This is a genomic window from Cupriavidus gilardii, from assembly GCF_013347325.1.
Lineage (GTDB): Bacteria > Pseudomonadota > Gammaproteobacteria > Burkholderiales > Burkholderiaceae > Cupriavidus > Cupriavidus gilardii.
The window spans coordinates 2,456,353-2,482,880 of record NZ_CP054626.1 but is presented as its reverse complement, the minus strand read 5'-3'; the positions used below and the strand labels follow the sequence as shown (position 1 = coordinate 2,482,880).

The following is a 26,528-nucleotide window of genomic DNA, read 5'->3' as shown; positions in this document are numbered from 1 at the left end:
CCGCATCTCGCGGGACGCGCGGTACATCCCCGGGGATGCCGATTCCAGCGTAGAACCTGTCAGCCCAGGCTATCGAAGAATCGCAGCACCCGCGCCGGCAGCCAGTCGACATGGCCGCCGCCCGGCAGCAGCGACGACAGCGGCAGATGGCGCCGCCAGTCGCGCGGCGGCGCCAGAAATCCCACATGTCCGCCATGCTCGGGCTGGTCCAGCAAGACCTGTCCGCTGACGTCCCCAGGGCCGGGCAGATAGCGCGCCGGCAGGAAGGGATCGTTGCGCGCGTTCAGCACCAGCGTGGGCACCGCGATATGGCGCAGCACCGGCTTGCTGGCGGCGCGCGCCCAGTAGTCGTCGGTATCGCGAAAGCCGTGCAGCGGGGCCGTGACCACGTTGTCGAAGGCATAGAGGTCGCGGCTGGCGAGCAGCGCGGCGCGGTCGAACAGGCCGGGATACTGGGCCAGCTTGTCCAGCGACTTGCGCTTGAGCGTCTGCAGGAACATCTGCGTATAGACGCGGTTGAAGCCGCGCGCCAGCGCCGCACCGCCGCCCGCCAGGTCGAGCGGCGCGGACACCGAGGCGGCCCCGGCCAGGAAGCCGGCGCTGGACTGCGCCTCGCCCAGATAGCGCAGCAGCGCATTGCCGCCGAGCGAGATGCCGAGCACGTACAGCCGCCGGCCGCCGCCCGCATGCCGCTGCGCGAGCCGCCGCAGCACCCAGTCGATCTCTTCGTAGTCGCCGGAATGGTAGAAGCGCGGCGCCAGGTTCAGCTCGCCGGAGCAGCCGCGGAAATGCGGGATCACGCCCTGCCAGCCCCGCTCGCGCAGCGCCGCCATCATCGCCTGCGCGTAGTGGCTGCTCGAGTTGCCCTCCAGCCCATGGAACAGCACCAGCAGCGGGGCGCCGGGCGCGACCGGATGCGTGCTCCAGTCCAGGTCGATGAAGTCGCCGTCGGGCGTGTCCCAGCGTTCGCGGCGGAAGCTCACGCGCGGCCGGCGCGTCAGCCGGGCCGGGATGATGGTCTGGCTATGGCCGCCGCGCAGCCACCATGGCATGCGCGCGTGGGCGTCGAAACCGTGCGGGTCGGCCAGCAGCGAGGGCGGATGCGGGATCAGGTCGGCGGGGCGGGACATGTCGGCGAGCGCGGTCCGATGCCGGGCGCTTCCCGGGTCGGTTCAGTGCAGGGCCTGCTTGGCGGTCGCGGTCGAGATCGTGACCTGCGCGGCGTTGGCCGGGCTGCAATGGATATGGGCGAGGCGCCAGCCCTCGTGGTTCTGCAGCAGCACGTAGGTGGTGTGCACGTACAGGTCGGCCTCGACGCGATCGGTGGCGAAGCGCAGCGCCTCGGTGACGTCGAAGATCGAGACGCCCAGCGTCGAATGGCTGCTGCTCTCGAGCACGTCGATCAGCACCGGCTGGCGGTCCAGCAGCTGCAGGAAGGCCTGGCGCAGATGATCGTGGCCGATCAGCCGCTGGCCGTCGGGCATCACGCAGGTGATCGAATCCTCGTCCAGCCACAGCTTCAGCGCGCCATCGGCATCGCGCAGCTTCAATGCCTCGCGAAAGGCTTCCAGGATGTCTTCGGCGGAATCGAACAGGCGGGCGAAGCGAGGCATGGCGGGATCGGTCGGTGGGCCCCGCCGGCAGGCCGGGCCATGAATCGAAGCCGTCCCAGTCGCCGTGTCGGTCGATCTGTGCGGGACGGCCATCGCGGGTCAATCGGTCAATCGGCGGCGCGCCGGTCGCGCCTGTGGCGCGGCGTCGGCGCGCGGCGTTCGCTACGGAATCAGGGCCGGTGCAGCAGCTTGCGCAACTCCACGAACACCATTTCCGGCTCGATTTCCCTGAGGCAGCGCAGATGGCCGAGCGGACATTCGCGCTGGAAACAGGGGCTGCACTCGAGCTGGAGCCACATGATACTCGCTGCCTGTGACAGCGGGGGCGTATGGCGCGGATCGCTGGAGCCGAATACCGCGACCTGGGGGCGGTTCAGGGCCGCCGTCACGTGCATCAGGCCGGAGTCGTTGCAGACCGCCGCCTCCGACAGCGCCAGCAGGTCGACCGCATCGTCCAGCGAGGTCTGGCCGCACAGATTGCGCACAAACGGCGCCGCGGCGCAGATCTCGGCGGCGATCTCGCTGTCCTTGGCCGAGCCCAGCGTCACGATCTGCGCGTACGGGTACGAACGGCGCAGCATCTGCGCCAGCTCGGCGAAATGCGCGGCCGGCCAGCGCTTGGCCGGACCGTATTCGGCGCCGGGGCAGAACGCGATCAGCCGGGTTTGCGGCGCGATGTCGAAACGCTCGGCGGTCTTGACCACGCGCGCCGGATCGACCCGCAGCCGCGGCTCGGGCAGCGCCTCGGGCAGTCGCGCGCCGGGCTTGAGCGCCAGCCGCGCGTAGTGCTCGACCATCGGCGGACGCTTGTCCTTCGGCGGATTGGCATGCCGGATGTTCAGCAGGCCGAAGCGCGCCTCGCCGCGATAGCCCACGCGCAGCGGAATGCCGGCCAGCCACGGGATCAGCGCGGACTTCAGCGAGTTGGGCAGCACGTAGGCGACGTCGTAGCCTTCGTTCTTCAACTGCTGCGCGAACATCAGCCGCGCCGACAGCTGCAGCTTGCCGTGCGCCAGGTCGCTGGGAAACACGCGCCCGATCTCGGGCATGCGCGCGAGGACGGGCGCGACCCATTTCGGCGCGAGCGCATCGATGGCCAGACGCGGATGGCGTTGCTTGAGCAGCGCGAACAGCGGCTGCGCCATCAGGGCGTCGCCGATCCAGTTGGGCGCGATGACGAGGGCTTTGTTCATAAGCAAGGCGCCGCCAAGCCGCCCCACGGGTTGGCGGGGCGGCAGAGCGGCGAGAGCGAAACGGGGCGTTCGGCGCCGGCGGCGGCCGCATCAGCGTGGCCGCCGCCGGGAACGGACGAGCGGACGATCAGTGGTGGCCCTTGATCACGGTGCCCGGCTTGAGCTGGTAGACGGTGCCGCAGTACGGGCACTTGGCCTGGCCGGTGTCCGCCACATCGAGGAATACGCGCGGATGGTAGTTCCAGGTCGGCGTATTGGGCGTGGGGCAGTGCAGCGGAAGGTCTTCGGCGCCGATTTCGACGACGTTTGCGGTTTGCGTCATGGTGTTGCGGGGTCAGTCTTGTCAGAGGAGGGTTCTGGCTCGTGCTGCGAAGGCCCGGCGGCGAAGGCAGCCGGGCCGCCGGCTTCAGACCAGGGTCAGCCAGTGCTGGTATTTCTCGTTGGTACCGCCGACGGCGGCGAAGAATGCATCCTGGATCTGCTTGGTGATCGGCCCGCGGCGGCCTTCGCCGATGACGCGGTCGTCGAGCTCGCGGATCGGCGTGACTTCGGCCGCGGTGCCGGTGAAGAAGGCCTCGTCGGCGCAGTACACCTCGTCGCGGGTGATGCGCTTCTCGCGCACTTCGATGCCCAGGTCGCGCGCGATCGTCAGCGTCGCGTCGCGGGTGATGCCGTCCAGGCAGGAGGCGAGGTCGGGAGTGTAGATCACGCCGTTGCGGACGATGAAGACGTTCTCGCCGGAGCCTTCGCTGACATAGCCGTCGGTGTCGAGCAGCAGCGCCTCGTCGTAGCCCAGGCTCGTCGCCTCCTGGTTGGCCAGGATCGAGTTGATGTAGTAGCCGCTGGCCTTGGCGCGCACCAGCGACACGTTGACGTGATGGCGGGTGAAGGACGAGGTCTTGACGCGGATGCCGCGCTCCATGCCTTCCTCGCCCAGATAGGCGCCCCAGGGCCAGGCGGCGATGGCCACGTGAATGGTGTTGCCGCGCGCGGAGACGCCGAGCTTTTCCGAGCCGATCCAGACCAGCGGGCGGATATAGCAGGACTCGAGCTGGTTGGCCTTGACCACCTCGCGCTGCGCCGCCTCCAGGGTCGCCTGGTCGAACGGGATGTCCATCTGGAAGATCTTGGCGGAGTTGAACAGCCGGCGAGTGTGCTCCTTGAGGCGGAAGATCGCGGTGCCGGCCGGCGTCTTGTAGGCGCGCACGCCCTCGAATACGCCCATGCCGTAGTGCAGGGTATGGGTCAGCACGTGGATCCTGGCGTCGCGCCAATCGATCAACTTGCCATCCATCCAGATCTTTCCGTCACGATCGGCCATCGACATGCTCGTCTCCCGCAAAAACGTCAAAAAGGTGCAAAGGCGACATTGTAAGCCCCGGCACACCCCGTGCCAACGCGGCGCGGGGGCAAGGAAGCGGCGGGGAAGCGGGCGCCAGGCCAACGATGGTGGGGGGCGGCCAGCGGTCGGGCCCCGCTTATATCGTCACGGCATACGCTCAAGCGAACTCAATCGTTTGGAAAGTGGCGATTCGTTGGTATCGTACTTGCTTTGGAATCCGGGCCCCGCCGCACATGCCCGCCAGGGACCGCACCTTCCCGTTCTGGTTTTTTCGACTTTCCGCCGCCATGACCCGCACTTCGACCCGCCGCCTCGTGACCCGTCTTGCCGCCACCCTGGCCAGCCTGGGCAGCCTCGCCTGCCTGTCGTTGGCACCGTCCGCGCACGCCCAGGGCCCGGGCAACTGGCCCGACAACAAGCCGATCACGATCCTGATGGGCTTCACCGCCGGCTCGGGCGTCGACATGGTCGGCCGCACGCTGCAGGACTCGCTGCAGAAGTCGCTGAAGACCACGATCCTGTACGACTACCGGCCGGGCGCCGGCGGCAACGTCGCCTCGGAAGTGGTCGCCCACGCCAGGCCGGACGGCTACACGCTGCTGCTGGGCACCGCCGCGACCCATGGCATCAACCCGGCGTTGTACAAGAACCTGCCGTTCGACGCCGAGGCCGACTTCACGCCGATCGCCCCGCTGGTCGAGGTCTCCAACGTGCTGACCGTCAATCCGGCGGTGCTCGACGTCAAGTCCGTCAAGGAATTCATCGAGAAGGTCAAGGCCAACCCGGGCAAGTACAACTACGCGTCCACCGGCAACGGCACCGGCACCCACCTGGCCTTCGCGGAGTTCAACGCGCGCGCCGGCCTGGACATGGTCCACGTGCCGTACAAGGGCGGCCCCGACGCGCTGCAGGCCGTGCTCAAGGGCGAGGTCTGCTGCATCTTCAACCAGGTGCAGAGCGTGCTGCCGCAATACCGCGCCGGCAAGGTCAGGCTGCTCGGCGTGACCACCGCCAAGCGCGTGCCCGTGATCCCCGATGTGCCGACCATCGCCGAGAGCGGCGTGCCCAGCTACAACAGCACGATCTGGTTCGGCTTCTTCGGTCCCAAGGGCCTGGACCCGCAGATCGCCCGCAAGGTCAACGAGGCCGTGCGCGTCGCGCTGGAAAACCCGGCGGTGCGCCAGAAGCTGGTCGACGCGGGCAACACGCCGCGCGTCGAAACCGTCGATCAGTTCCGCGCCACGGTCAAGGCCGACCGCCAGAAGTGGGCGAACGTCGTCAAGACGGTGGGCGCGTCGATCGATTGAGACCGGCCGGGCGGCACCGCCGCCAGCAGGCCCAGGCCATTATCCGGGGCGGCCGCCTCAGATTCCCTGACCGCCCGACACCTCGATCCGCTGGGCGTTGACCCAGCGGTGGCTCTCCGACAGCAGGCTTGCGATCATCGGGCCGATATCGTCCGGCACGCCGGCCCGGCCAAGGGCCGTCATTTCCGCGAACAGCTTGTTGATCTCCGGATTGTCGCGGACGGCGCCGCCGCCGAAGTCCGTTTCGATCGCGCCCGGGGCCACGGTATTGACCGCGATGCCGCGCGCGCCCAATTCCTTCGCCATATACCGCGTCAGCACTTCCACCGCGCCCTTGACCGCCGCGTACGCCGCGTAGCCGGGGAACGAGACCCGCGTCAGCCCGCTGGACAGGTTGACGATGCGTCCGCCGTCGCCGATCAGCGGCAGCAGCGTCTGCGTCAGGAAAAAGACGCCCTTGAAGTGCACATTGACCAGCGCGTCGAACTGCGTTTCCGTGGTGTCGGCGATCAGCGCGTGGTCGCCGTGGCCGGCGTTGTTGACCAGATGATCGAAGGTGTCGCGCTGCCAGGTCTCGCGCAGCGCCACGCGCAGCGCTTGCGCGAACGCGGCGAAGCTGCCGGCGTCGCCGGTGTCGAGCTGCAGCGCGCGGGCCTTGCGGCCCATGGCCTCGATTTCGGCGACGACGGCGTTCGCCTCGTCGGCACGGCGTTGGTAGGTCACGATGACGTCCCCGCCGCTGCGGGCGATGCTGAGGGCGGTGGCTCGGCCCAGCCCGCGGCTGGCGCCTGTCACGAGGGCAATGCTGGTCATGGCGAGAACTCCTGTGGTTCGGTTGGTGGTGCTTCGAATTATTGGAGTTCGCGGCTCGATAGTCTTTGTCAATTCCTCCCGCTTTCTTGCCTGAATCTCCGAGCCGGTTCGCCATCGCGGCACAGCAACGCTATGCTGCGGGCATGAACGCCGAGCTGCTCGATGCCGTCCGCCGCTACACGGACGCCTATGCCGATCCCGACGGCCTGGCCCAGACGCCGGTGCCGGGCCTGACCACGATCCGGGCGACCTCGCCCAGCGGCCTGGTCCATGCGATCGCGCGGCCGCTGGTCTGTCTGGTGCTTCAGGGCAGCAAGCAGGTCACCATCGGCACGCAGACCTTCACCTTCGAGGCGGGCGATTCGCTGCTGATTACCGCCGACGTGCCGACCGTCAGCCAGGTCACCCGGGCCAGCCGCGAAGCGCCCTATCTGTCGCTGGTGCTGGACCTCGAGCCGGCCGTGATCGCGGAGCTCGCAATCCAGATGCAGACGCTGCCGCCGGCGGACGGCCTGGCGGTGCGCTACCAGCCGACCGATGCGGAGGTCGCCGACGCCGCGCTGCGGCTGATGCGGCTGGTCGAGCGGCCGGAAGCGGTTCCGGTGCTGCACGCGCAGCGCGTTCGTGAGCTGCATTACTGGCTGCTGGCCGGCCGGCATGGTGCGGCGATCCGCGAACTGGGATGGCCCGAAGGCAATGCGCGCCGTGTGGCACGCGCCGTGGCGGTGCTGCGCGAGGACTTCACGAAGCCATTGCCGATGGAGCGGCTGGCCGCGGCCGCCGGCATGAGCCCGTCGTCGTTCTACCAACACTTCCGCACTGTCACGTCGCTGTCGCCGTTGCAGTTCCAGAAGCAGCTGCGGCTGATCGAAGCACGCCGGCTGATGCTGGCCGACGGCCTGACGGCCAGCAGCGCGGCCTTTGCCGTCGGTTACGAGAGCGTGCCGCAGTTCACGCGGGAATACCGGCGGCTGTTTGGCGCGCCACCGGCGCGGGATGCGGAGGCGATGCGCGCGGCGCTGCCGGCGGCCGTCGCCGGACCGTCAGTCGAACCGTCGGCCGAACACAGCGCTGGCGGCGTTGCCGGGATTTAAGCGGCCACTTACCCAATGGTCGCCAGGCACTATAATGGCGCCTTACCCGCCGCGCTCGCGGCGGGGTGTCCGGCGATGCCGGCGCGGCGCGTGGATCGCCGTCGCGCGATCGGCCGGATCCTCACCGCATCCGCTCCATGACTTCCCCTCGGCCCCCGGCCTGGTTGCGCCTTTGGCATCGTGCCACGCAAGGCGTCCTGCATCATTTGTGGACCCGCTTCCCACCCGCCGAGCGCACCGGCTTCCTGGCCGGCGCCCGGCGTTTCGCGCCCTCGCTGCCGGCCACGTTCTCGTGGGGGCTGGTGACCGGCGTCGCGATGAGCAAGTCGGTGATGACGGTGCCCGAGGCGATCGGCATGAGCCTGCTGGTCTATGCCGGCTCGGCCCAGCTGGCGGTGCTGCCGCTGTTCGCCGCCGGCATGCCGCTGTGGACGATCTGGCTGACCGCGGCCGTGGTCAATCTGCGCTTCGTGATCTTCAGCGCCGCGCTGCAGCCGCATTTCAGCTATCTGCCGCTGTGGCGGCGGACGGTGCTGGGGTCGTTCAACGGCGACCTGCATTTCGTCTTCTTCATGCAGCGCTACCAGACGCCGGGCTACGAGCCGGGCAAGGAAGGCTATTTCTGGGGCATGGCGCTGGTCAACTTCGTGATGTGGCAGGTGTCGTCGCTGGCGGGCATCCTGCTGGCGAGCCTGTTCCCCGACAGCTGGGGGCTGGCGCTGGCCGGCACGCTGGCGCTGATTCCGGTGATGGTGTCGACGATCAATTCGCGCTCGACGCTGATGGCGGTCGCGGTGTCCGCGGTGCTGGCGCTGTTCTTCTTCGAGCTGCCATACCGGCTCGGGCTGGTGGTGGCGGTAGCCGGGGCGATCGCGGCCGGCATGGCCAGCGACCAGATGGCGGCCCGGGCCACGCTGCGCGGCATCGAACGCAAGCGGCGACGGATCAAGGCCGCCGGCACGCGCCACGTCGACAACAACGCTGGCAGTCAGGCCAGCCATGCCGCTTCGTCGGCGGAGGACCGGGCATGAGCCATGGGCAGATCTGGATCGCGCTGATCGGCATGGCGGTGGTGACCATCGTCACGCGCGCGCTGTTCCTGATGGCGGGCGAGCACGTCAGCCTGCCGGACCGGCTGCAGCGGGCGCTGCGCTACGCGCCCGCCGCCGCGCTGGCGGCCATCATCCTGCCGGACCTGATGACCTGGCAGGGCCATTTCACCGTCGGCCTGGAAAACTACAAGCTGATCGCCGGCGTCGCCGCCGCGGCGTTCTATCTGGCCACCCGCAAGATGCTCGGCATGATCGCGGTCGGCATGGCGGTCTACACCGCGTTGCGGCTGCTGGCCTGACCGTCAGGACACGCGGTCCGCTGCGGCCGCCGGCGCCTTCAGCGTGGCGCTTAGCTGGGTCAGCAGGTGCGACAGCTGGGCCTGGCTGTTGGTGCCGGTCTTGATGAACACCGACTTCAGCTGGGTCCGGCTGGTTTCGCGGCCGATCTGCAACTGCTCGCAGGCCTCGGGCAGCCCGATGCCGGTGGTCAGCAGCGTCGCCAGCCGCATCTCGGCCGGCGTCAGTCCGTAAAGGTCGCGCAGCACCTGCGGCAGCAGCGGCGAACTGCTGCGGGCGTCGTGGATCGCGACCAGCGCGGCCGGCTGCTGCCCGGCCTGGCCGAGCGCGTGCGACGGCGGCAGCGGCAGCACGACGACCTGCGCGCGAGCGCCCTGGCGCGATTGCGCGATCGCCGCCTGGGCCGGCACCGGTGCGTTGGCATCGCACGCGGCGCGCACCATCGCGGCAAACGGACGCGACAGCGTCCATTCGTCGCCCCCGCCTGTGCCCGTACCCGTGCGCGGAGCGGCGGGGTTTGGCACCAGCCGGCGCACCCAGGCCTCGCCCTCGCCGTTGTGCAGCAGCACGCGCGCGTCCGCGGTGAAGACGATCACGCCGAATGCGAGCTCGTCCAGCAACTGCATCGACAGCCGCTGCAGCGCGGTCAGCGTGCTGGTGCGTTCGCGCAGCGCCATCGCCTGCCGGATGTGAGGAATTGCCCAGTCCAGCGCGCGCGCGTCCTCGGGCGCGAACAGCGGGCCGTCCAGTGGCCGCTGCAGCGAGAAAAAGACCTCGTAATAGGGCTGGCGATCGACCAGGCAAGCCATCACCGAGCCCATGCCGTAGCGATGCAGGAAGTCGCCGTAGAAAGGGTGCCGCGAGAGGGTGCCGACACCGAGCTCGCGCGCGTCGATGTACCAGCCGCCGAGCGGCATCCGCGGCGTAAACGGGCGCCCCGGGTCGAGCGCCTGAAAGGTCTGCTGGTAGGCCTCGGCCAGTCCTTCGACCGGATTGGCCAGCTCGGCCACCGACATGCGGTTGCTGCGCTTGTCCAGCACGACCATGCCCATCTGGGTGCTGCCGCTGGCACGGCGCAGGTTCTGCAGGCTGCGCTGCCACGCCTGCGGATCGACGATGCCCTCGTAGAGCCCGCGGATGGTGTCGTGGATGTCGCTATCGTTCATTGCCGCCTCCGCATGATCGACCCGATGGAGCGGCAGGCGGCGGGCGGCACATGCAAGGCTGGCGCCGCCCATGGTTGGCGCCATGGACTTTCCCTTGGTTCATCGACTTCCCCTGGTTCCGACGACAAAGTCAATCGCTGCCGGGCTCTTGTGATGACCCGGTCGGCTTTCCAACGTCTTGTTTCTTCTTGATTGGATTGGACGGCTTCTCGAGGGCAGCGCGCCGGGGGCGTCTGCGGTGGCCGAGCAGCTATGGTACGGCTTTGCCGCGGGGTCGTCAGCAGGATGTGATGAGGGTTTCACCTGCCTTTGTGCGCCGGGCGTCGCAACCCCGTTGCAATTGCGCAAAAGGGGGTCCCCCTTCAGGTAAAATGCCGGTTTTTCCGATCTTTCCCGCAAGAGCCATGACCTCTGTCCTGCGTCTATCCGACCTGATTTCCCAAGGCAAACTGTCCGGCAAGCGTGTGTTCATCCGCGCCGACCTCAACGTGCCGCAGGACGACGCCGGCAATATCACCGAGGACACCCGCATCCGCGCCTCCGTGCCCGCGATCCAGGCCTGCCTGGACGCCGGCGCCGCCGTGATGGTGACCTCCCACCTGGGCCGCCCGACCGAGGGCGAGTTCAAGCCGGCCGATTCGCTGGCGCCGATCGGCAAGCGCCTGTCGGAACTGCTGGGCAAGGACGTCAAGCTGGTGCAGAACTGGGTCGACGGGGTCGAGGTCGCGCCCGGCCAGGCGGTGCTGCTCGAGAACTGCCGCGTCAACAAGGGCGAGAAGAAGAACAGCGACGAGCTGGCGCAGAAGATGGCCAGGCTCTGCGACATCTACGTCAACGACGCCTTCGGCACCGCGCATCGCGCGGAGGCCACCACCCATGGCATCGCCAAATACGCGCCGATCGCCTGCGCCGGCCCGCTGCTGGCCGCCGAGATCGACGCGCTGGGCAAGGCGCTGGGCCAGCCGGCCCGGCCGCTGGTGGCGATCGTCGCAGGCTCGAAGGTCTCGACCAAGCTGACCATCCTGAAGTCGCTGGCCGACAAGGTCGACAACCTGGTGGTCGGCGGCGGCATCGCCAACACCTTCATGCTGGCCGCCGGACTGAAGATCGGCAAGTCGCTGGCCGAGCCGGATCTGGCCGCCGAAGCCAGGGCCATCATCGACATCATGGCCGCGCGCGGCGCCTCGGTGCCGATCCCGGTCGACGTGGTCTGCGCCAAGGAGTTCAGCGCCAGCGCCGCGGCCACGGTCAAGGACGTCAAGGACGTGGCCGACGACGACATGATCCTCGACATCGGTCCGCGCACCGCGGCGATGCTGGCCGCGCAGCTGAAGGCGGCCGGCACCATCGTCTGGAACGGTCCGGTCGGCGTGTTCGAATTCGACCAGTTCGGCAACGGCACCAAGGTGCTGGCCGAGGCGATCGCCGAATCGAAGGCCTTCTCGATCGCCGGCGGCGGCGACACGCTGGCCGCGATCGCCAAGTACGGCATCGCCGACCGCGTCGGCTATATCTCGACCGGCGGCGGCGCCTTCCTCGAATTCCTCGAAGGCAAGAAGCTGCCGGCCTTCGAAGTCCTGGAGCAGCGCGCCGCGGGCTGACCCCACAGGCCCCGTCGTCTGCCGGCCGCCGCAGCGGCGAGCGCCGGCGGACGGCCGCGACACCCCAAGGACAAGGAAACCAGATGACCCGTTCGACCAAGATCGTCGCCACCATCGGCCCCGCTTCCAGCACGCTCGAGATGCTGACCCGCATGATTGCGGCCGGGGTCGACGTGGTGCGGCTCAATTTCTCGCACGGCACCGCCGAGGACCACCTCGAGCGCGCGCGCCTGGTGCGCGAGGCGGCCCAGGCCTGCGGCCGCGAGGTGGCGATCATGGCCGACCTGCAGGGGCCGAAGATCCGCGTCGGCAAGTTCGAGCACGGCAAGGTCACACTGAAGGCCGGCGACCCGTTCGTGCTCGACGCCAACTGCCAGCTCGGCAACCAGGAGCGCGCCGGCCTCGATTACCGCGACCTGCCGCGCGATGTCGGTCCCGGCGATCTGCTGCTGCTCAATGACGGACTGATCGTGCTGGTGGTCGACCGTGTGATCGGCAACGAGATCTTCACCACCGTCAAGGTCGGCGGCGACCTGTCCAACAACAAGGGCATCAACCGCCAGGGCGGCGGCCTGTCGGCGCCAGCGCTGACGGCCAAGGACATGGAAGACATCAAGACCGCGATGGCGCTGGGCGCCGACTATATCGCGGTCAGCTTTCCGAAGAACGCCACCGACATGGAGATGGCGCGCCAGCTCGCCGCGGTGGCGGGCCAGCAGTTCGGCCACAAGGCGCGGATGATCGCCAAGATCGAGCGTGCCGAGGCGATCCGGCCGGGCGTGCTCGAGGAAATCCTCGCCGCCTCGGACGGCATCATGGTGGCGCGCGGCGACCTGGCCGTGGAAGTGGGCAACGCCGCGGTGCCGGCGCTGCAGAAACGGATGATCCGGCTCGCGCGCGAGGCCAACAAGCTGACCATCACGGCCACGCAGATGATGGAAAGCATGATCGTCAATCCGGTGCCGACCCGCGCCGAGGTGTCGGACGTGGCCAACGCCGTGCTCGACGGCACCGACGCGGTGATGCTGTCGGCCGAGACCGCCGCCGGCCGCTATCCGGTCGAGACCGTCGAGGCGATGGCCGCGGTCTGCGTCGAGGCCGAGAAGTCCGAGGTGGTCCAGCTCGACACCGATTTCCTGAACCAGACCTTCACGCGGATCGACCAGTCGATTGCGATGGGCGCGCTGTTCACCGCCTATCATCTGCAAGTGAAGGCCATTGCCGCGCTGACCGATTCGGGTGCGACCGCGTTGTGGATGAGCCGTCACCGCATCCATGTGCCGATCTACGCGATGACGCCGAACCTGGCCTCGCAGCGCAAGATGCAGCTGTACCGCAACGTGGTGGCGCTGCCGCTGGAATCGAGCAGCGACCGCGATACCGCGCTGGAACAGGCCGAGGAGCTGCTGCTCGCCAAGGGCGTGGTGCAGCGCGGCGATTTCATCGTGCTGACGATCGGCGAGCCGATGGGGCAGCCGGGCGGCACCAATACGCTGAAGATCGTCCGGGTCGGCCTGTGATGCGGATCCTCATGCTGGCGATCGAGCCGGAGGCGATGCCGATGACGCAGACGATGACGCAGACGATGACGCAGACGATGACCCGAACGATGGCGCCGGGCACGGTGCGCTGGGGAACACAGCCCGGTGCCGCGGTCCACGGAAACTTGCCACGATAGCGGCGGACCGGAGCGACAGCCCGGCAGCCTGAAGAACATCCCGATACCGAGAACCCCATTCTTTTCTTAGGAGTCTGACATGCCACTCGTTTCGATGCGCCAGTTGCTCGACCACGCCGCCGAGAACGGCTACGGTCTGCCGGCATTCAACGTCAACAACCTGGAGCAGGTCCAGGCCATCATGCAGGCGGCCGACGAAGTGAATGCGCCGGTGATCATGCAGGCTTCCGCCGGCGCGCGCAAATACGCGGGCGAACACTTCCTGCGCCACCTGATCGAGGCCGCGGTCGAAGCCTATCCGCATATCCCGGTCGTGATGCACCAGGACCACGGCCAGTCGCCGGCGATCTGCCAGGGTGCGATCGACCTGGGCTTCTCGTCGGTGATGATGGACGGTTCGCTGCGCGAAGACGGCAAGACCCCGGCCGAATACGACTACAACATCGAGGTGACCCGCAAGGTCGTCGAGATGGCCCACGCGGTTGGCGTGACCGTCGAGGGCGAACTGGGCTGCCTGGGCTCGCTCGAAACCGGTGAGGCCGGCGAGGAAGACGGCATCGGCGCCGAAGGCAAGCTCGACCACTCGATGCTGCTGACCGACCCCGAGCAGGCCGCCGACTTCGTCAAGGCGACCCAGCTGGACGCGCTGGCGATCGCCATCGGCACCTCGCACGGCGCGTACAAGTTCACCCGCAAGCCGACCGGCGACATCCTGGCGATCAGCCGCATCAAGGAAATCCACGCCCGCATCCCCAATACCCACCTGGTGATGCACGGCTCGTCGTCGGTGCCGCAGGAACTGCTGGAGGAAATCCGCAAGTTCGGCGGCGACATGAAGGAAACCTACGGCGTGCCGGTCGAGGAAATCCAGGAAGCGATCAAGTACGGCGTGCGCAAGATCAATATCGATACCGATATCCGTCTGGCCATGACCGGCGCGATCCGCCGCTTCTTCGTCGAGAACCCGAGCAAGTTCGATCCGCGCGAATACCTGAAGCCGGCCCGCGAGGCCGCCAAGCAGGTGTGCAAGGCGCGCTATGTCGCGTTCGGCTGCGAAGGCCAGGCCGGCAAGATCAAGCCGATCGCGCTGAAGGAGATCGCCGAGCAGTACAAGTCGGGCAAGCTGGCCCAGGTGGTGCAGTAAGCGGTGCAGTAAGCCGTCGCGGCCCGGCCTCCCGCGTTGCACGCATCCGGGGGCAGGGCCATGGCCGACGCCATGGCGTGGCCAATGATTCGACCGATGGGGCTTCGCCACTGCACGAAGCCCCTCATTGTTTCTCCCTCTCTCCGGCTCGCCGACCTATTTCTATGTCTGACGCTCTCTATCAGTCCTCCATCCGCTCGCTGCCGCTGCTCGGCCATGGCAAGGTGCGCGACAACTATGCCGTCGGCGACGACAAGCTGCTGATCGTGACGACCGATCGCCTGTCGGCGTTCGACGTGATCCTCGGCGAGCCGATCCCGGGCAAGGGCCGCGTGCTGAACCAGATGGCCAACTTCTGGTTCCAGAAGCTGGCGCATATCGTGCCGAACCACGAGACCGGCATCGCACCCGAGACCGTGGTGCAGCCGGACGAAGTGGCGCAGGTGCGCGGCCGCGCGGTGGTGGTCAAGCGTCTGAAGCCGATCCTGGTCGAGGCCGTGGTGCGCGGCTATCTGGCCGGTTCGGGCTGGAAGGACTACCAGGCGACCGGCCGCGTCTGCGGCATCGCGCTGCCGGCCGGCCTGCAGAACGCGCAGAAGCTGCCCGAGCCGATCTTCACGCCGGCGGCCAAGGCCGAGATGGGCGAGCACGACGAGAACATCAGCTTCGCCGAGGTCGAGGCGCGCATCGGCAAGGAACTGGCCGCGCAGATGCGCGACATCTCGATCCGCCTGTACAAGGAAGCGGCCGACTACGCCGCCACGCGCGGCATCATCATCGCCGACACCAAGTTCGAGTTCGGCCTGGACGAGAATGGCACGCTGACCCTGATGGACGAGGTGCTGACCGCCGATTCGTCGCGCTTCTGGCCGGCCGACTCGTATCAGGTGGGCACCAACCCGCCGTCGTTCGACAAGCAGTTCGTGCGCGACTGGCTCGAGGCGGTGCGCATCGACGGCAAGCCGTGGCCCAAGACCGCGCCGGCGCCGGCCCTGCCGGCCGACGTGGTGGAGAAGACCGCGGCCAAGTACCGCGAGGCGCTGACCCGGCTGACCGGGCAGGAACTGCAATAACCGGGCGGCCGCGCGCACGCCACGCAAGCGAGGATTGGAAGTGAGCCAGACAAACAAGCCGCTGGTCGGCGTCGTGATGGGCAGCAGCTCGGACTGGGACGTGATGCAGCACGCGGTGGCGATGCTGAAGGATTTCGGCGTTCCGTTCGAGGCGCAGGTCGTATCGGCGCACCGGATGGCCGACGAGATGTTCCGCTACGCCGAGACCGCGCGTGCGCGTGGACTGCGCGCGATCATCGCTGGCGCCGGCGGGGCCGCGCACCTGCCGGGCATGATCGCCGCCAAGACCATCGTGCCGGTGTTCGGCGTGCCGGTGCCGTCCAAATACCTGCGCGGCGAGGATTCGCTGCTGTCGATCGTGCAGATGCCCAAGGGCGTGCCGGTCGCCACCTTCGCGATCGGCGAGGCGGGCGCGGCCAATGCCGCGCTGCATGCGATCGCGACGCTGGCCACCACCGACGACGCGCTGGCCGCGGCGCTGGACGCCTTCCGCACGCGCCAGACCGAAGCGGCGCGCGCGATGACGTTGCCGCTGTGACCGGCTACGCCGATTCGCTTCACTGTTTCACTGTTTCACTGATTTGCTGATTCGCCCCCGCGGCCGTCGCCGGCGGCCGCAAACCGTTCCCCTGGAATCCCGACGAGCATGCCCACCGATATCCATCCCCATCTGATCGAAGCGCACACGCCCGAGTCGCGCGCCGAATTCGGCGTCGGCGGCCCGAACGCGCCGATCCTGCCCGGCGCCTGGCTCGGCATGCTCGGCGGCGGCCAGCTGGGCCGGATGTTCACCCACGCCGCGCAGGCGATGGGCTACAAGGTCTGCGTGCTCGACCCCGACCAGGACAGCCCGGCCGGCGCGGTTGCCGACAGGCATATCTGCGCGGCCTATACCGACGAGGCGGCGCTGGCCGAGATGGCAAAGCTGTGCCAGGCGGTCTCCACCGAATTCGAGAACGTGCCGTCGATGTCGCTGGAGCGGCTCGAGCAGCTCGGCGCCTTTGTTGCGCCGCGCGGCCATTGCGTGTCGATCGCGCAGAACCGCATCGGCGAGAAGAAGTTCTTCGCCGCCTGCGCCGAGCGCACCGGCGTGTCGCCGGCCCCGCACTGGGTGATCCAGCACGATGCCGATATCGACCAGCTGCCCGAGCAGCTGCTGCCGGGCATCCTGAAGACCGCGCGCATGGGCTACGACGGCAAGGGCCAGGCCCGCGTCAAGACCCGCGACGACGTGCGTGCCGCCTGGAACGCGATGCAGCATGTGCCGTGCGTGCTCGAGCAGATGCTCCCGCTGGCCTATGAGGTGTCGGTGCTGGCCGCGCGCGGTGCCGATGGCTCGACCGCGACCTGGCCGCTGGCCGAGAACGTCCATCGCGACGGCATCCTGTTCTCGACGGTGATGCCGTCGCGCCAGGTGTCGGCCGAGATCGCGGACCGTGCCCGTGCCGCCGCCGCGATCATCGCCGGCGAGATGGGCTATGTCGGCGTGCTGTGCATCGAATTCTTCGTGCTCAAGGACGGCAGCCTGGTCGCCAACGAGATGGCGCCGCGCCCGCACAACTCCGGCCATATCACGATGGATGCGTGCGAAACCAGTCAGTTCGAGCAGCAGGTGCGGGCGATGGCCCGGCTGCCGCTGGGCAGCACGCGCCAGCATTCGGCCGGCAAGATGCTGAACCTGCTGGGCGACGTCTGGTACGAATACGGGCTCGAGCGCGAGCCGGCCTGGGATGCCGTGGTGGGACAGCCGGGTGCCAAGCTGCATCTGTACGGCAAGAGCGATGCGCGGCCCGGACGCAAGATGGGTCACGTCAACTGCGTCGGCGAGCGCGCCGAAGACGCGCAGCGCGCCTTCGACGCGGCGCTGCAGTTGCTGCATATCGCGCCCTGATGTCCGCACAGTCTTTCCGCACAGCGTGATGACGATGGCCGCCGCTTCCCATCCTTCCCGGATGCCGACCGCCGCCGAACTCGACGAGGCCGCGCGCCTGCTAGAGGCCGGGCAGCTGGTCGCGTTTCCGACCGAAACCGTCTACGGCCTCGGCGCCGATGCCGAGAACCCCGAGGCGGTGGCGCGGATCTTCGCGGCCAAGGGACGGCCGTCCAACCATCCGATCATCGTCCATGTGGTCGACGGCGCCGACATCGGCCATTGGACCGACGACGTGCCCGAGGCCGCGCAGCGCCTGATCGACGCCTTCTGGCCGGGACCGCTGACGCTGATTCTGAAGCGTGCGTCGCATATCCCGGCCGACGTGGCCGGCGGCCAGGACAGCATCGGCCTGCGCTGTCCGTCGCATCCGGTCGCGCAGGCGCTGCTGTCGCGCTTCAAGCGCGGCCGCGGCGGCATCGCCGCCCCTTCGGCCAACAAGTTCGGGCAGGTCAGCCCGACCACCGCGCAGCATGTGCGCGAGGAATTCGGCGACAGCGTCTATGTGCTCGAGGGCGATGGCGTCGAGGTCGGCATCGAATCGACGATCGTCGACCTGTCGCGGCTGGACCAGGGCGTCGGCCCGGTGCTGCTGCGGCCGGGCGCGATCACGCCGGCGATGATGGCCGATGTGCTGGGCGTCGCGCCGCTGCCGCCGGATGCCGCGGCACCGCGGGCCTCCGGCACACTGAAGGCGCACTACGCGCCCCGCACGCCGCTGTATCTGGCCGATGCGCGCGCACTGGCGCGCGATCTCGCGACGCTGCCGGCCGATGCGCGCGTGGCCTGGGTCTCCGCCGCGCCGGCGGACGATCCCCGTTGTGTCTGGGTGCAGGCCCCGGCGGACGCCAGATCGTATGCCCGGGAACTCTACCGGCTGCTGCGCCGGCTCGACAAGGAAGGCTACGCACGGCTGTACGTCGAGCCGCTGCCCGAGGGGCATGAGTGGGCTGGCGTGCGGGACCGGCTGCAGCGCGCCGCCGCGGCGTTCCAGGACTGAACGCCCGGGCCGCTATTCTGCAGCCGCTGCGGCTGCGGCGGCCGACACCGGCGCGCCGCGATAGACCCATTCGAGCAGGGCGTCATGCGCCTGCTGCGCCTGCGCGGCGTTCGGGTGGTTGATCAGGCTGACCACCACGTAGCGCTTGCCATCGGCTGCATCGACATAGCCGGCGATGGCGCGCACATCCGCCAACGTACCCGTCTTCAGATAGCCATGGCCGGCGGCGCTGCTGCGCGTCAGCCGGTTCCGCAACGTGCCGTCGACGCCAAGGACCGGCAGCGAGTCGACGAAGATCGGCGCCGCCTCGCTGGCCAGTGCCTGTTGCAGCAGGCGGGCCAGATCGTAGGCGCTGATGCGCTCCTGCCGCGACAAGCCCGAGCCGTTGTCCAGCATCAGGCCCGGCATCTCCAGCCCCTGATGCGACAGCCAGCGGCGGATCACCGCCGCCGAACGCCGGGTGTTCGCGGGGCCGCGGCGATCGATCTCCGCGCCGATGGTCAGGAACAGCTGGCGCGCCATCACGTTGTTCGAATACTTGTTGATGTCGCGGACGATGTCGGCCAGCGGCAGGCCATGGTGGCGCGTCAGCCGGAAGGCGGGCCGCGGCACGCTGCCGCGCCGGATCGCCGGTGGCTTCGCGAAGGTGCCGCCGGCCGCCAGCCATTGCGCGACAAAGCCGCCGCCGATGAAGTCGTCGTGACTGAGCGCGGCGAAGTTCAGTACCTGCTCGCCGCAATCGGCCGAATAGCTGCCGTCGAACGAGGCCACCACGGTACCGTCCGTCTGCGGGGACAGCGTGGGCGTCGCGCCGGCGCGCCAGTCGCCGCAGCGGCCGTTGGTCAGCGCCAGCCGGTTGTCCAGCCGCAGCTGCGCCAGCGGCGGCATCACGGAGACCCCGACCGTTTGCGTGGCGGCATCCGGGGTCAGCGTGAACGACAGCGTCTTGAACGAATAGAGCAGCGCGTCGGGCGCCACGTTGTAGGCGCGATGGGTCTCGCCGTCGATGGTGCCGCCGTTGTCCAGCCCATTGTCGAAGTAGCTGCGATCGAGCACCACGTCGCCGGCGATGGTCGTCACGCCGGCGCGCCGCGCTTCGGCCACCAGCTTGGCCATCTCCTCCGGCACCAGCTTGGGGTCGCCCTGACCGCGCAGATAGACGTTGCCGACGACGCCGTCGGCCCCCGGCTCGCGGTCCGCATAGAGCGAGGTCTGCCAGCGGTAGCTGGGCCCCAGCAGCTGCAGGCCGGCGAAGGTCGTGATCAGCTTCATCGTCGAAGCCGGGTTCATCGGGGTCTGGGCGTTCCAGCTGACGGTCGCGGCCGGGGCGCCTTGCCGGACGATGTAGAAGCTGGCCGCGGAAAGCGGTACGCCCGCCTGCCGCAAGCCGAGCAGCACCGACGCCGGCAGGCCCGTTTGATCCTGTGACAGGGACAGCAGCCGGGCATGGGAGGGCACTGCCTTTGTCGATGGCGATTGCCGCGATGCCTTCGCGGCGGCGGCTTTTGGCTTGGACCGCTTGGGGGCGGCTTCGGAATTGGCAGCGGGACCGAATGCCAGCGCAAACGCCAGCAATGGCACCATGCTGCGGGCGAGAAGGGGGCGAGCAGGCATGGGCAGCATGGTACCGTAGTCGTCTGCAACGATGCGACCCGATGCCAGCTTCGGCTGCTCATCGTCGCGAGGAAACGCTGTCAGGTCCCGGCTTCCTGTCGTTGGCCGTCAGAGCTGGCGAAACAGCTGAAACAGCCAGATTCGCTGGTCGTCCCGCGTGTGACCCCACTTTGCCGCAGGACGAACACGGACGCGGGCCGATGACGCCGACGCTGTTGACTGACAGCTGGCGGAAGGACGTCCCGGGCTGCCGAAGGCGGTCCGGTAGAGGGCGCCATCCCGCGCGTTGCGGTTGAAATCGATGATTCGCAGGTCCATCGCGCCATAGAACCGCTTCATCATTTGCGCAAGAGCCGCGGAGTCGGCTCTTGAGCAATGGTAGGCCGCTTCGCGATCGGCGAATCCATCGAGGATCAGAAAGCGGCCGAAGCAGTCCCGATCGCACAACTGATCAAAAGCCAGTCCGAGCAGTCCACGTTCACCGAGCGCGGGCGCGATGCGAAGCAGGACGATATCGAGTTCGGAAACATGGTTGAACGCGTGCTCGTCGGCGTACGGCCGCAGCATGTTCCGATGTTCGGCCAGCTCGCCTTCGCTGAGCAACGGAAAGCGGCGCGAAAACGAGAACGTCAGCGTGTCCTTTTCGCACAGCAGATGGACGAAGGAAGGACACATGGCGTTGTAGATCCGTGGCGTCACCATTCCCAACTCCACCAGATATCGCGCGGCATTGCGGATGCCATCGATTGGGGCGCTCGTCACCTGGTCGAATACCTTCGCCAGGCCCACCAACTGGCCGGCTGTCTTTCCCGAGCGGATACCTGCCTGCAGGAAGGACCGCAGGCGGTCCGGCGAACGCTCGAAGTACTGGAAGAGCGGGCGCAGTGGCCCGTCGCAAACCAGCATCTCGAATTCATGCGTGGTATCCATCAACGCAAGCGCGGCGCCCGGATCGGCATCGATGACCGCGAGCTTCAGTTCCGTCGGCAGGGCGCCCAGATATCCGGGGGGCGGCATGGCCGTGTGCGTGGATCCCGTCGGTACCAATGACATATGCAGTTCCTCCCAGGTTGGAATCAAGGATTGCCCCGATATCGCCGTGGACCCGATCCGGGCTGCCGTTCGGTGCCCTCGTCGCTGCTCAGCCGCGGCCCGCGGGCGGATCGCCGGGTACCGGAACGTTGCTGCCGGCCGGCTTCTCGTCAAACACAAAATCCTGTGGATTGCCCGACTGCGCCAACCGGTCGACTTCGGGCGCGAACATTTCGGCGCACGCTGCAAGGATGGAGAGCGTTGCGTTGAACGTAAGCGACGTGACCTTGATGTTCCGGCCTTCCAACGCGAAGGTCGCGACGGCCTGAAGACCGGCGTCTTCCGGCGCCAACATGATTTCGCCGGCCCCCAGCGGCATGATGTACAAGGCGTTGAGGCCGAGTTCGGGCGCCGGCTGGTACAGCTTGTAGGTGATCGTGCCGCCGATGGCCCTTCCGCTTTCGTCGCATGCAATCTGCACGAGGTTGATCTTTTGCCCCGCGGCAGTGCTGAACGCTTCGGAAAGTCCGATGGCCCTGGCCAGCACAGTCATCGCCGCGTTCTCCACCGCATTGCGAGGGCGCTGCGTGATCAGATATAGCAGCGCATTGAACGTGTCGTCGTTGCCATCCGCGGCAGCGCGGATCTTGTTGATCGCGATGTCGATGGCCCCAGGGAGACGCTTGTCGATCTCCCTCTGCTGCTGCTCCGCGGGAAGCGCGGCCAGCCCGTCACGGAAGCCCGGCGGAATCAAGCGCTCGTTGGCTATCTCGCACGGATACACCAGTTCCGACTGATCCCTCGGAAGGTCGGCGTGCAGCTGAGTGGTGATATCGCGCTGCCATTCCGCCCTTTGCTGCGTGACGTCGCCTGCAAACCGATTCAGCGACATCTGCCGCTCGAGAAATTCCTGCAGATCCTTCGTGGTTCGGAGGGTCGCATTCCGCATCAACGCAGGCGCCAATTCGTCGTTGAACCGGGCCTCCAGGGCCCTGGCCTGCTCCAGCGATTGCCGGAGGGCGCCGGACACGTCGCCGTTCGCTCGTTCGAAGCCCTCGTGAGCGGAGGCGGCCTGACAGAGCTTGTGGATCAGATAACCGCCACCTGCGGCGCCGCCGGCAGCGAGCGCTCCGAGCAGTGCGAGGCCCAGGGGAGGGCAGGCGACCGTGACGACCAGCATCGCCAGCGCGCTGACGATGCCGGCGATCCCGATCAACACGATTGCCCTGGTGCCAGGGGCTTCGTTGTCCGGATAATCCCGAACGCTCGTGGCCAGCTGATCGAGATCGGCCAGCGCTTCGCCGACCGACTGCGCACACTGCTTGATATCGGCACGCAGCCGCAACAACTCCTGAGGGGAGATGCGTACGTCGTGCCCTTGCTGCAGATCCCAGGCTTCGATGCGCGCGGCGGCCGACTGCGCCTTCGCGATCTTCTTGCCGCATCGCGTCGCGGTGCTCAGGATCTCGTCCTTGCGGCTGGTATCCGCCAGCGAATGCACCGCGTTGGTCAGCTTCTGCCAGGCGGAATCGAGCAGATCGACCACGCGGGGCGCCGGCTGGTTGCGGACGGCATCGGCGGATGGCGCTGGTTCCGCGCGATGGGCGGCCACCACGGTGACGCCGGCCGGTCGGATGTCTTGCGGCGGCTGGGGTTGGACTTCGGTGTGGTTCGGAAGACCGGCCTCAAGGGAAGCGGCGGGATGTACGGCAGGGGCTGCGGCAGGATGTGCCGCAGGATCTGCGGCAGGGCGAGACGGGGCAAAGATGCGGAGCATGTCGGCGCGGTGGTGGGGTGGAGAAGGCCAACGACGGACGGCCACGTTGGCTGGAGCTTCAGGACAGCGAAGCGTACCCACCGCACTGCGGCGACGCTATTCAAATCATGGCGGCCGCTAAAGGATTTGCTACGCTCAGGCGAGCTGCGCCAGCAGCGCTCTCAACGTCTGCTGTTCCTGCGCCGACAGCGCGCGCGCCATCTTCGCGTCATGTTCGCAAACGGCCTCGGTCGCGGCCTCCAGCGTGCGGCGGCCGGCCGCCGTCAACACCAGGCTGAACGCGCGGCGATCGTTTTCCGCCGGCCGTCGCGCCACCAGCTTCATCTCTTCCAGCGCATCGACCAGCAGCACGGCTCCCGAACGTGCAATGCCCATGATCCTGGCCAGGTCGGTCAGCTTCAGGTCCGGGTTGCGCGAGATCAGGACCAGCGCAGAAAAGCGTGGCGGCGTGATGTTCCACGGCGCCAGCGATCGCACGAAGTCCTCGTAGAGCCGGATCTGCGCACGGCGGATCGCGTAGCCGATCAGGTTGTCCAGCACCCCATAGTCGACGTCCGGCAGATGCGGGTCGAAGCCTCCGGCTTCGGTGGCGGGGTCGGGCGCGAGCGTATCGCGGGTCTTGCGCGGGGAGCGGGAAGATGGGGACGAGGGTGAGGAGCGTGACGAAGCGGACATGGGCAGGGGATGGCGGCGCGCAGGCCGCCATCCGTTCAGGCGACGCGGAAGTATCGCATCTGCACGCGGTCCGGGAAACGCGCGCCGGTCGCGACAAAGGTGTGTTGCATCAGCCAGCGGTAGGCCGGTGCCTGCGTCTCGAAGCGGGGCGCGGTGCGGAAGTAGACCAGCGAGGGATCGACCGTCTCGCCGGCGGACAGGCGCGCCAGCACATCGGCGGAACCGCTGCGCAGGCCCGCGTTCACGATGTAGATCCGGGCGCCGTCGTCGGTCTGCAGCACGTAGCGCGCCTCGATCTCCGCGACCGTGACGCCGTCGCCCAGGTCCGGACGCACCAGCTGGAAGTCGGCGCCGCCGGGCAGCACGCGGCCGCGCAGCAGCGGGCCGTCGACGACGCCATCGAGAATCGGAATCACGCGCCGCTGCCCGACCGCGCTGGCGCCGACTTCGATCGCCGGATCGAGCCGGAAGCTGAAGTCGGCGACGTGCTCGAGCTTCGGCGTCGGCAAGCCGGGCAGGCCAGGCAACGTCGATTCGGCCGTCATTTCAGCAGCTTCCAGTTGCCGTTGTCGATGGTCAGCATCACGCGGCCGCGCTGGTCGAAACCGAAGTGGTCCTGGCTGGTGTAATTGAGCACGCCATGCGAGACCACGATCTCGCGCTCGCTCTCGAGCGCCGCCTTCAACGCCGCGCGGAATTCCGGCGTGCCTGGCCTGGCGCGCTTGAGCGCGACCGGCACGATCCGTTGCAGCACCAGCCCCGCATCGTAGGGATGCGCGCCGAACTGCGTGCGGCTTTCCGCGCCATATTGCTTCTCGTAGCGGCTGACATAGTCCAGGCCCGGCTTCTTCGGTGCGCTGTCGGCGGCCAGTTGCTCGGGCACGATCACCGGACCGGCCGGCAGGATGGCGCCGTCGACCGCCTTGCCGCCGATGCGGATCAGGTCCTTGGTGGCCGCGCCGTGCGTGTGGTAGATCGGCCCGCGATAGCCGCGCTCGCGCAGCGTCGTGTGGGGCAGCGCGGCCCCGGTGCCGGCGCCGGCGATCAGCATCGCATCGGGGCGCGCCGAGATCAGCTTCAGCGTTTGCGCGGTGACCGCGGTGTCCGAGCGCGCGTAGCGTTCGGTGGCGACGATGCGGATGCCGTTGGCGGCCGCGGCCGTGGTGAATTCCTTCAGCCAGGTCTCGCCATAGGCGTCGGCAAAGCCGATGAAGCCGATGGTCTTGACGCCGTTGGCCTTGGCGGTTGCCGCGACGGCTTCGGCCATCAGCTTGATCGGCTGGGCCAGCCGGTAGGTCCATTCGCCGCGGCCGGGCTTGAGCTCGATCGGCGAGAACGCCAGCTGCACGGTCTTGCTCTCGTCGGCGACTTCGGCGATCGCGATCGACGGCGCCACCGCCGACGAGCCGAGGATGATGTCGACCTTGTCCTCGCTGACGAAGCGGCGCGCCACCTTGGTGGCCTGGGTCGGATCGGAGCCGTCGTCGAGCACGACATATCGGATCGTTTCGCCGGCGATCTGCTGTGGCAGCAGTCCCAGCGACTGCTTCTGCGGAATGCCGAGCGAGGCCGAGGGCCCGGTCGACGAGATGCTGACGCCGACGGTGACGTCGGCCAGCGCGGCGCCGGACATCGAGGCGGCGGTCAGCGTCAATGCCAGTGCCGAGGCCAGGCGCGCGAGCGCGGTGCGGCGAAGTGTCATGGCTTGTCTCCCTTTCTTGTGATGGTGCGGGCGGTCAGCGTGTGCCGCCCTGCACGGACTGCCGGTCGAATCCGGCCAGCTGCTTGTAGCGCAATGCGATCGCCTCCAGCTCGGCGTGTGGAATCACCTGCTCGATATCGGTGAAGCCCTGCGGCGCGCGCAACTCGGCCAGCTGCATGACCTGCTCGGGGCCGTTGAGCCGGTTGCGCAGCACGATGCCGGCGGTGCGCGGCAGCCGTTCCGCCTCGTATTCGCGCAGCGCGTAGCCGGTATCGGGCGTGCCGAGCAGGCAGTCGACCAGATGGCGGGCATCGACGATCGCCTGTGCGCTGCCGTTCGAGCCGATCGGGTACATCGGGTGCGCGGCGTCGCCGAGCAGCGTGACGCGATCGAAGGTCCAGCGCGGCAGCGGATCCTTGTCGACCATCGGGAATTCGTAGATCGCCGCGGCGCCGTCGATCAGCGACGGAATGTCGATCCAGTCCCAGCGCCAGCCGGCGAAGGCCTCGCGGAACACCGACTTGTCGACCTGCCGGTTCCAGTCGCTGCGCGGCGGCGTGTCCGACGCGTCGTCCGGCACGCGCAGCTCGGCGATCCAGTTGATCAGCGAGCGGCCCTGCCGGCGCAGCGGCTCGGAGATCGGATAGGCGACGAACTTCTGGTCCTGATGGCCGGCCATGAACATCGAGCGGCCGTCCAGATAAGGCGGCGCCTCGGTGACCGCGCGCCACAGCATCCGCCGCGAAAAACGCGGGTCGTCGCCGCTGGGATAGAACTGCCGCCGGACCGCCGAATGGATGCCGTCGGCGCCGACCAGCACATCGGCGCTGGCCGGCACCTGCGCGCCGTCCGCGCGCCGCCGCAGCGTGAATTGCACCGGCGACCCGGGCCGCGCGCCGGTGTCGTGCACCGCCTCGAAGGCGTGGCCGGTATGGACGCGATCGGCGCCCAGCCGCTCGACCGCGGTCCGATACAGCAGCATCTGCAGCTCGCCGCGGTGGACCGAGAACTGCGGATAGGGATAGCCGGCGGCAAGCCCGCGCGGCTCATGCCAGATCCGTTGGCCGAACTTGTTGTAGTAGGACAGCGAACTCGTTTCGATCGCGATCTGCGCGAGCGCCGGCTGCAGGCCGAGTTCGGCGAGTTCGCGGACCGCATGGGGCAGCAGGTTGATGCCGACGCCGAGCGGCTTCAGGGATTCGCTGGCTTCCCAGACTTCGGCGTCGATGCCGTGGCGATGGCACAGCAGCGCGAGCGTCAGCCCGCCGATGCCGCCGCCTGCGATGGCGATGCGCATGGTGTCTCCTGTGGCGGACCTGCGCGCGATGGGCGGTCCGCTCCTTGTCTTGACGTCCGTTCGACGTTCGTTCGACGAATTGTTATGGAGTATAACTAAATCGCCGGACTGCGCAAGCGCGGGTCGGC

The 26,528-nt window shown here is 68.2% G+C and carries 26 protein-coding genes; 12 read left to right on the top strand and 14 right to left on the bottom strand.

Going from position 1 to position 26,528, the window contains the following annotated elements; translation table 11 throughout:
* Window positions 1-59: 59 nt before the first annotated feature.
* From FOB47_RS21315 to FOB47_RS21295, 5 genes are all read right to left on the bottom strand, one after another.
* On the bottom strand, window positions 60-1,052 hold the full coding sequence (locus FOB47_RS21315; protein ID WP_244959488.1) for a YheT family hydrolase: 993 nt from the start codon (window positions 1,050-1,052) through the stop codon (window positions 60-62).
* Between the two features lie 120 nt (window positions 1,053-1,172).
* Window positions 1,173-1,613, bottom strand: a complete 441-nt coding sequence (locus FOB47_RS21310) for a YybH family protein (protein ID WP_174782059.1) — start codon at window positions 1,611-1,613, stop codon at window positions 1,173-1,175.
* A gap of 170 nt (window positions 1,614-1,783) precedes the next feature.
* A complete protein-coding gene (waaF, locus tag FOB47_RS21305; RefSeq protein WP_053822356.1) occupies window positions 1,784-2,806 on the bottom strand; it encodes a lipopolysaccharide heptosyltransferase II in 1,023 nt (340 codons plus the stop codon).
* A 127-nt stretch (window positions 2,807-2,933) separates the two neighbouring features.
* Window positions 2,934-3,128 carry a zinc-finger domain-containing protein gene (locus FOB47_RS21300; protein ID WP_053822355.1) on the bottom strand — a complete coding sequence of 65 codons (195 nt, stop codon included), beginning with the start codon at window positions 3,126-3,128 and terminating at the stop codon, window positions 2,934-2,936.
* A gap of 84 nt (window positions 3,129-3,212) precedes the next feature.
* Window positions 3,213-4,133 (bottom strand): branched-chain amino acid transaminase, encoded by a 921-nt coding sequence (locus FOB47_RS21295; RefSeq protein ID WP_174782058.1) that lies wholly within the window; start codon window positions 4,131-4,133, stop codon window positions 3,213-3,215.
* A gap of 302 nt (window positions 4,134-4,435) precedes the next feature.
* Between FOB47_RS21295 and FOB47_RS21290 the strand changes: the two genes are divergently transcribed.
* Window positions 4,436-5,455 carry a Bug family tripartite tricarboxylate transporter substrate binding protein gene (locus FOB47_RS21290; protein ID WP_082371531.1) on the top strand — a complete coding sequence of 340 codons (1,020 nt, stop codon included), beginning with the start codon at window positions 4,436-4,438 and terminating at the stop codon, window positions 5,453-5,455.
* A gap of 57 nt (window positions 5,456-5,512) precedes the next feature.
* On the opposite strand, the gene FOB47_RS21285 is transcribed toward FOB47_RS21290, so the two are convergent.
* Window positions 5,513-6,268, bottom strand: a complete 756-nt coding sequence (locus FOB47_RS21285) for an SDR family NAD(P)-dependent oxidoreductase (protein WP_053822353.1) — start codon at window positions 6,266-6,268, stop codon at window positions 5,513-5,515.
* A gap of 143 nt (window positions 6,269-6,411) precedes the next feature.
* On the opposite strand from FOB47_RS21285, the gene FOB47_RS21280 reads away from it, so the two are divergent.
* The 3 genes from FOB47_RS21280 to FOB47_RS21270 all read left to right on the top strand — a co-directional run bounded on the left by FOB47_RS21280 (window position 6,412) and on the right by FOB47_RS21270 (window position 8,713).
* Window positions 6,412-7,362, top strand: a complete 951-nt coding sequence (locus FOB47_RS21280) for an AraC family transcriptional regulator (RefSeq protein WP_174782057.1) — start codon at window positions 6,412-6,414, stop codon at window positions 7,360-7,362.
* 137 nt (window positions 7,363-7,499) lie between these two features.
* Window positions 7,500-8,393: an AzlC family ABC transporter permease gene (locus FOB47_RS21275; RefSeq protein ID WP_053822351.1), complete on the top strand. Its 894-nt coding sequence runs from the start codon at window positions 7,500-7,502 to the stop codon at window positions 8,391-8,393.
* Window positions 8,390-8,713: an AzlD domain-containing protein gene (locus FOB47_RS21270; RefSeq protein ID WP_053822350.1), complete on the top strand. Its 324-nt coding sequence runs from the start codon at window positions 8,390-8,392 to the stop codon at window positions 8,711-8,713. The genes FOB47_RS21275 and FOB47_RS21270 overlap by 4 nt, the downstream gene beginning before the upstream one ends.
* A gap of 3 nt (window positions 8,714-8,716) precedes the next feature.
* Here FOB47_RS21270 and FOB47_RS21265 read toward each other — a convergent pair whose 3' ends face one another.
* Window positions 8,717-9,877 carry a helix-turn-helix transcriptional regulator gene (locus FOB47_RS21265; protein WP_174782056.1) on the bottom strand — a complete coding sequence of 387 codons (1,161 nt, stop codon included), beginning with the start codon at window positions 9,875-9,877 and terminating at the stop codon, window positions 8,717-8,719.
* A gap of 404 nt (window positions 9,878-10,281) precedes the next feature.
* Between FOB47_RS21265 and FOB47_RS21260 the strand changes: the two genes are divergently transcribed.
* The 8 genes from FOB47_RS21260 (at window position 10,282) to FOB47_RS21225 (ending at window position 18,303) form a co-directional block, all read left to right on the top strand.
* Window positions 10,282-11,478 (top strand): phosphoglycerate kinase, encoded by a 1,197-nt coding sequence (locus FOB47_RS21260; RefSeq protein ID WP_174782055.1) that lies wholly within the window; start codon window positions 10,282-10,284, stop codon window positions 11,476-11,478.
* A gap of 83 nt (window positions 11,479-11,561) precedes the next feature.
* Window positions 11,562-12,998 carry a pyruvate kinase gene (pyk, locus tag FOB47_RS21255; RefSeq protein WP_053822347.1) on the top strand — a complete coding sequence of 479 codons (1,437 nt, stop codon included), beginning with the start codon at window positions 11,562-11,564 and terminating at the stop codon, window positions 12,996-12,998.
* Between the two features lie 11 nt (window positions 12,999-13,009).
* Window positions 13,010-13,156, top strand: a complete 147-nt coding sequence (locus tag FOB47_RS21250; protein ID WP_174782054.1) for a hypothetical protein — start codon at window positions 13,010-13,012, stop codon at window positions 13,154-13,156.
* A 79-nt stretch (window positions 13,157-13,235) separates the two neighbouring features.
* Entirely contained in the window at window positions 13,236-14,300 is a 1,065-nt protein-coding gene (gene fba / locus FOB47_RS21245) for a class II fructose-bisphosphate aldolase (protein ID WP_174782053.1), read from the top strand.
* A gap of 164 nt (window positions 14,301-14,464) precedes the next feature.
* Window positions 14,465-15,373, top strand: coding sequence for a phosphoribosylaminoimidazolesuccinocarboxamide synthase (locus FOB47_RS21240; protein ID WP_174782052.1), 909 nt, complete (start codon window positions 14,465-14,467; stop codon window positions 15,371-15,373).
* A 40-nt stretch (window positions 15,374-15,413) separates the two neighbouring features.
* Window positions 15,414-15,911 (top strand): 5-(carboxyamino)imidazole ribonucleotide mutase, encoded by a 498-nt coding sequence (purE, locus tag FOB47_RS21235; protein ID WP_151022272.1) that lies wholly within the window; start codon window positions 15,414-15,416, stop codon window positions 15,909-15,911.
* Between the two features lie 108 nt (window positions 15,912-16,019).
* Window positions 16,020-17,264 (top strand): 5-(carboxyamino)imidazole ribonucleotide synthase, encoded by a 1,245-nt coding sequence (locus tag FOB47_RS21230; protein WP_174782051.1) that lies wholly within the window; start codon window positions 16,020-16,022, stop codon window positions 17,262-17,264.
* A gap of 61 nt (window positions 17,265-17,325) precedes the next feature.
* Entirely contained in the window at window positions 17,326-18,303 is a 978-nt protein-coding gene (locus FOB47_RS21225) for an L-threonylcarbamoyladenylate synthase (RefSeq protein WP_053823178.1), read from the top strand.
* Between the two features lie 12 nt (window positions 18,304-18,315).
* On the opposite strand, the gene dacB is transcribed toward FOB47_RS21225, so the two are convergent.
* The 7 genes from dacB to FOB47_RS21190 all read right to left on the bottom strand — a co-directional run bounded on the left by dacB (window position 18,316) and on the right by FOB47_RS21190 (window position 26,400).
* On the bottom strand, window positions 18,316-19,926 hold the full coding sequence (gene dacB, locus FOB47_RS21220; protein WP_174782050.1) for a D-alanyl-D-alanine carboxypeptidase/D-alanyl-D-alanine endopeptidase: 1,611 nt from the start codon (window positions 19,924-19,926) through the stop codon (window positions 18,316-18,318).
* A 99-nt stretch (window positions 19,927-20,025) separates the two neighbouring features.
* Entirely contained in the window at window positions 20,026-20,970 is a 945-nt protein-coding gene (locus FOB47_RS21215) for a hypothetical protein (RefSeq protein WP_174782049.1), read from the bottom strand.
* A gap of 88 nt (window positions 20,971-21,058) precedes the next feature.
* Window positions 21,059-22,495: a hypothetical protein gene (locus FOB47_RS21210; protein ID WP_174782048.1), complete on the bottom strand. Its 1,437-nt coding sequence runs from the start codon at window positions 22,493-22,495 to the stop codon at window positions 21,059-21,061.
* Between the two features lie 366 nt (window positions 22,496-22,861).
* Window positions 22,862-23,401 carry a MarR family winged helix-turn-helix transcriptional regulator gene (locus FOB47_RS21205; protein WP_174782047.1) on the bottom strand — a complete coding sequence of 180 codons (540 nt, stop codon included), beginning with the start codon at window positions 23,399-23,401 and terminating at the stop codon, window positions 22,862-22,864.
* 35 nt (window positions 23,402-23,436) lie between these two features.
* On the bottom strand, window positions 23,437-23,946 hold the full coding sequence (locus FOB47_RS21200; RefSeq protein WP_174782046.1) for a DUF3237 domain-containing protein: 510 nt from the start codon (window positions 23,944-23,946) through the stop codon (window positions 23,437-23,439).
* Window positions 23,943-25,103, bottom strand: coding sequence for an ABC transporter substrate-binding protein (locus FOB47_RS21195; RefSeq protein WP_151022283.1), 1,161 nt, complete (start codon window positions 25,101-25,103; stop codon window positions 23,943-23,945). Before FOB47_RS21195 ends, FOB47_RS21200 begins: the two co-directional genes overlap by 4 nt.
* 34 nt (window positions 25,104-25,137) lie before the next feature.
* Window positions 25,138-26,400 (bottom strand): flavin-dependent oxidoreductase, encoded by a 1,263-nt coding sequence (locus tag FOB47_RS21190; RefSeq protein ID WP_053822338.1) that lies wholly within the window; start codon window positions 26,398-26,400, stop codon window positions 25,138-25,140.
* Window positions 26,401-26,528 lie beyond the last annotated feature (128 nt).

Bases quoted from the DNA above. Each gene is read 5' to 3' on its own strand.
- FOB47_RS21315 (WP_244959488.1), bottom strand. From the start codon at position 1,052: ATGCCATGGTGGCTGCGCGGCGGCCATAGCCAGACCATCATCCCGGCC.
- FOB47_RS21310 (WP_174782059.1), bottom strand. From the start codon at position 1,613: ATGCCTCGCTTCGCCCGCCTGTTCGATTCCGCCGAAGACATCCTGGAA.
- waaF (WP_053822356.1), bottom strand. From the start codon at position 2,806: ATGAACAAAGCCCTCGTCATCGCGCCCAACTGGATCGGCGACGCCCTG.
- FOB47_RS21300 (WP_053822355.1), bottom strand. From the start codon at position 3,128: ATGACGCAAACCGCAAACGTCGTCGAAATCGGCGCCGAAGACCTTCCG.
- FOB47_RS21295 (WP_174782058.1), bottom strand. From the start codon at position 4,133: ATGTCGATGGCCGATCGTGACGGAAAGATCTGGATGGATGGCAAGTTG.
- FOB47_RS21290 (WP_082371531.1), top strand. From the start codon at position 4,436: ATGACCCGCACTTCGACCCGCCGCCTCGTGACCCGTCTTGCCGCCACC.
- FOB47_RS21285 (WP_053822353.1), bottom strand. From the start codon at position 6,268: ATGACCAGCATTGCCCTCGTGACAGGCGCCAGCCGCGGGCTGGGCCGA.
- FOB47_RS21280 (WP_174782057.1), top strand. From the start codon at position 6,412: ATGAACGCCGAGCTGCTCGATGCCGTCCGCCGCTACACGGACGCCTAT.
- FOB47_RS21275 (WP_053822351.1), top strand. From the start codon at position 7,500: ATGACTTCCCCTCGGCCCCCGGCCTGGTTGCGCCTTTGGCATCGTGCC.
- FOB47_RS21270 (WP_053822350.1), top strand. From the start codon at position 8,390: ATGAGCCATGGGCAGATCTGGATCGCGCTGATCGGCATGGCGGTGGTG.
- FOB47_RS21265 (WP_174782056.1), bottom strand. From the start codon at position 9,877: ATGAACGATAGCGACATCCACGACACCATCCGCGGGCTCTACGAGGGC.
- FOB47_RS21260 (WP_174782055.1), top strand. From the start codon at position 10,282: ATGACCTCTGTCCTGCGTCTATCCGACCTGATTTCCCAAGGCAAACTG.
- pyk (WP_053822347.1), top strand. From the start codon at position 11,562: ATGACCCGTTCGACCAAGATCGTCGCCACCATCGGCCCCGCTTCCAGC.
- FOB47_RS21250 (WP_174782054.1), top strand. From the start codon at position 13,010: ATGCTGGCGATCGAGCCGGAGGCGATGCCGATGACGCAGACGATGACG.
- fba (WP_174782053.1), top strand. From the start codon at position 13,236: ATGCCACTCGTTTCGATGCGCCAGTTGCTCGACCACGCCGCCGAGAAC.
- FOB47_RS21240 (WP_174782052.1), top strand. From the start codon at position 14,465: ATGTCTGACGCTCTCTATCAGTCCTCCATCCGCTCGCTGCCGCTGCTC.
- FOB47_RS21230 (WP_174782051.1), top strand. From the start codon at position 16,020: ATGCCCACCGATATCCATCCCCATCTGATCGAAGCGCACACGCCCGAG.
- FOB47_RS21225 (WP_053823178.1), top strand. From the start codon at position 17,326: ATGCCGACCGCCGCCGAACTCGACGAGGCCGCGCGCCTGCTAGAGGCC.
- dacB (WP_174782050.1), bottom strand. From the start codon at position 19,926: ATGCTGCCCATGCCTGCTCGCCCCCTTCTCGCCCGCAGCATGGTGCCA.
- FOB47_RS21215 (WP_174782049.1), bottom strand. From the start codon at position 20,970: ATGTCATTGGTACCGACGGGATCCACGCACACGGCCATGCCGCCCCCC.
- FOB47_RS21205 (WP_174782047.1), bottom strand. From the start codon at position 23,401: ATGTCCGCTTCGTCACGCTCCTCACCCTCGTCCCCATCTTCCCGCTCC.
- FOB47_RS21200 (WP_174782046.1), bottom strand. From the start codon at position 23,946: ATGACGGCCGAATCGACGTTGCCTGGCCTGCCCGGCTTGCCGACGCCG.
- FOB47_RS21195 (WP_151022283.1), bottom strand. From the start codon at position 25,103: ATGACACTTCGCCGCACCGCGCTCGCGCGCCTGGCCTCGGCACTGGCA.
- FOB47_RS21190 (WP_053822338.1), bottom strand. From the start codon at position 26,400: ATGCGCATCGCCATCGCAGGCGGCGGCATCGGCGGGCTGACGCTCGCG.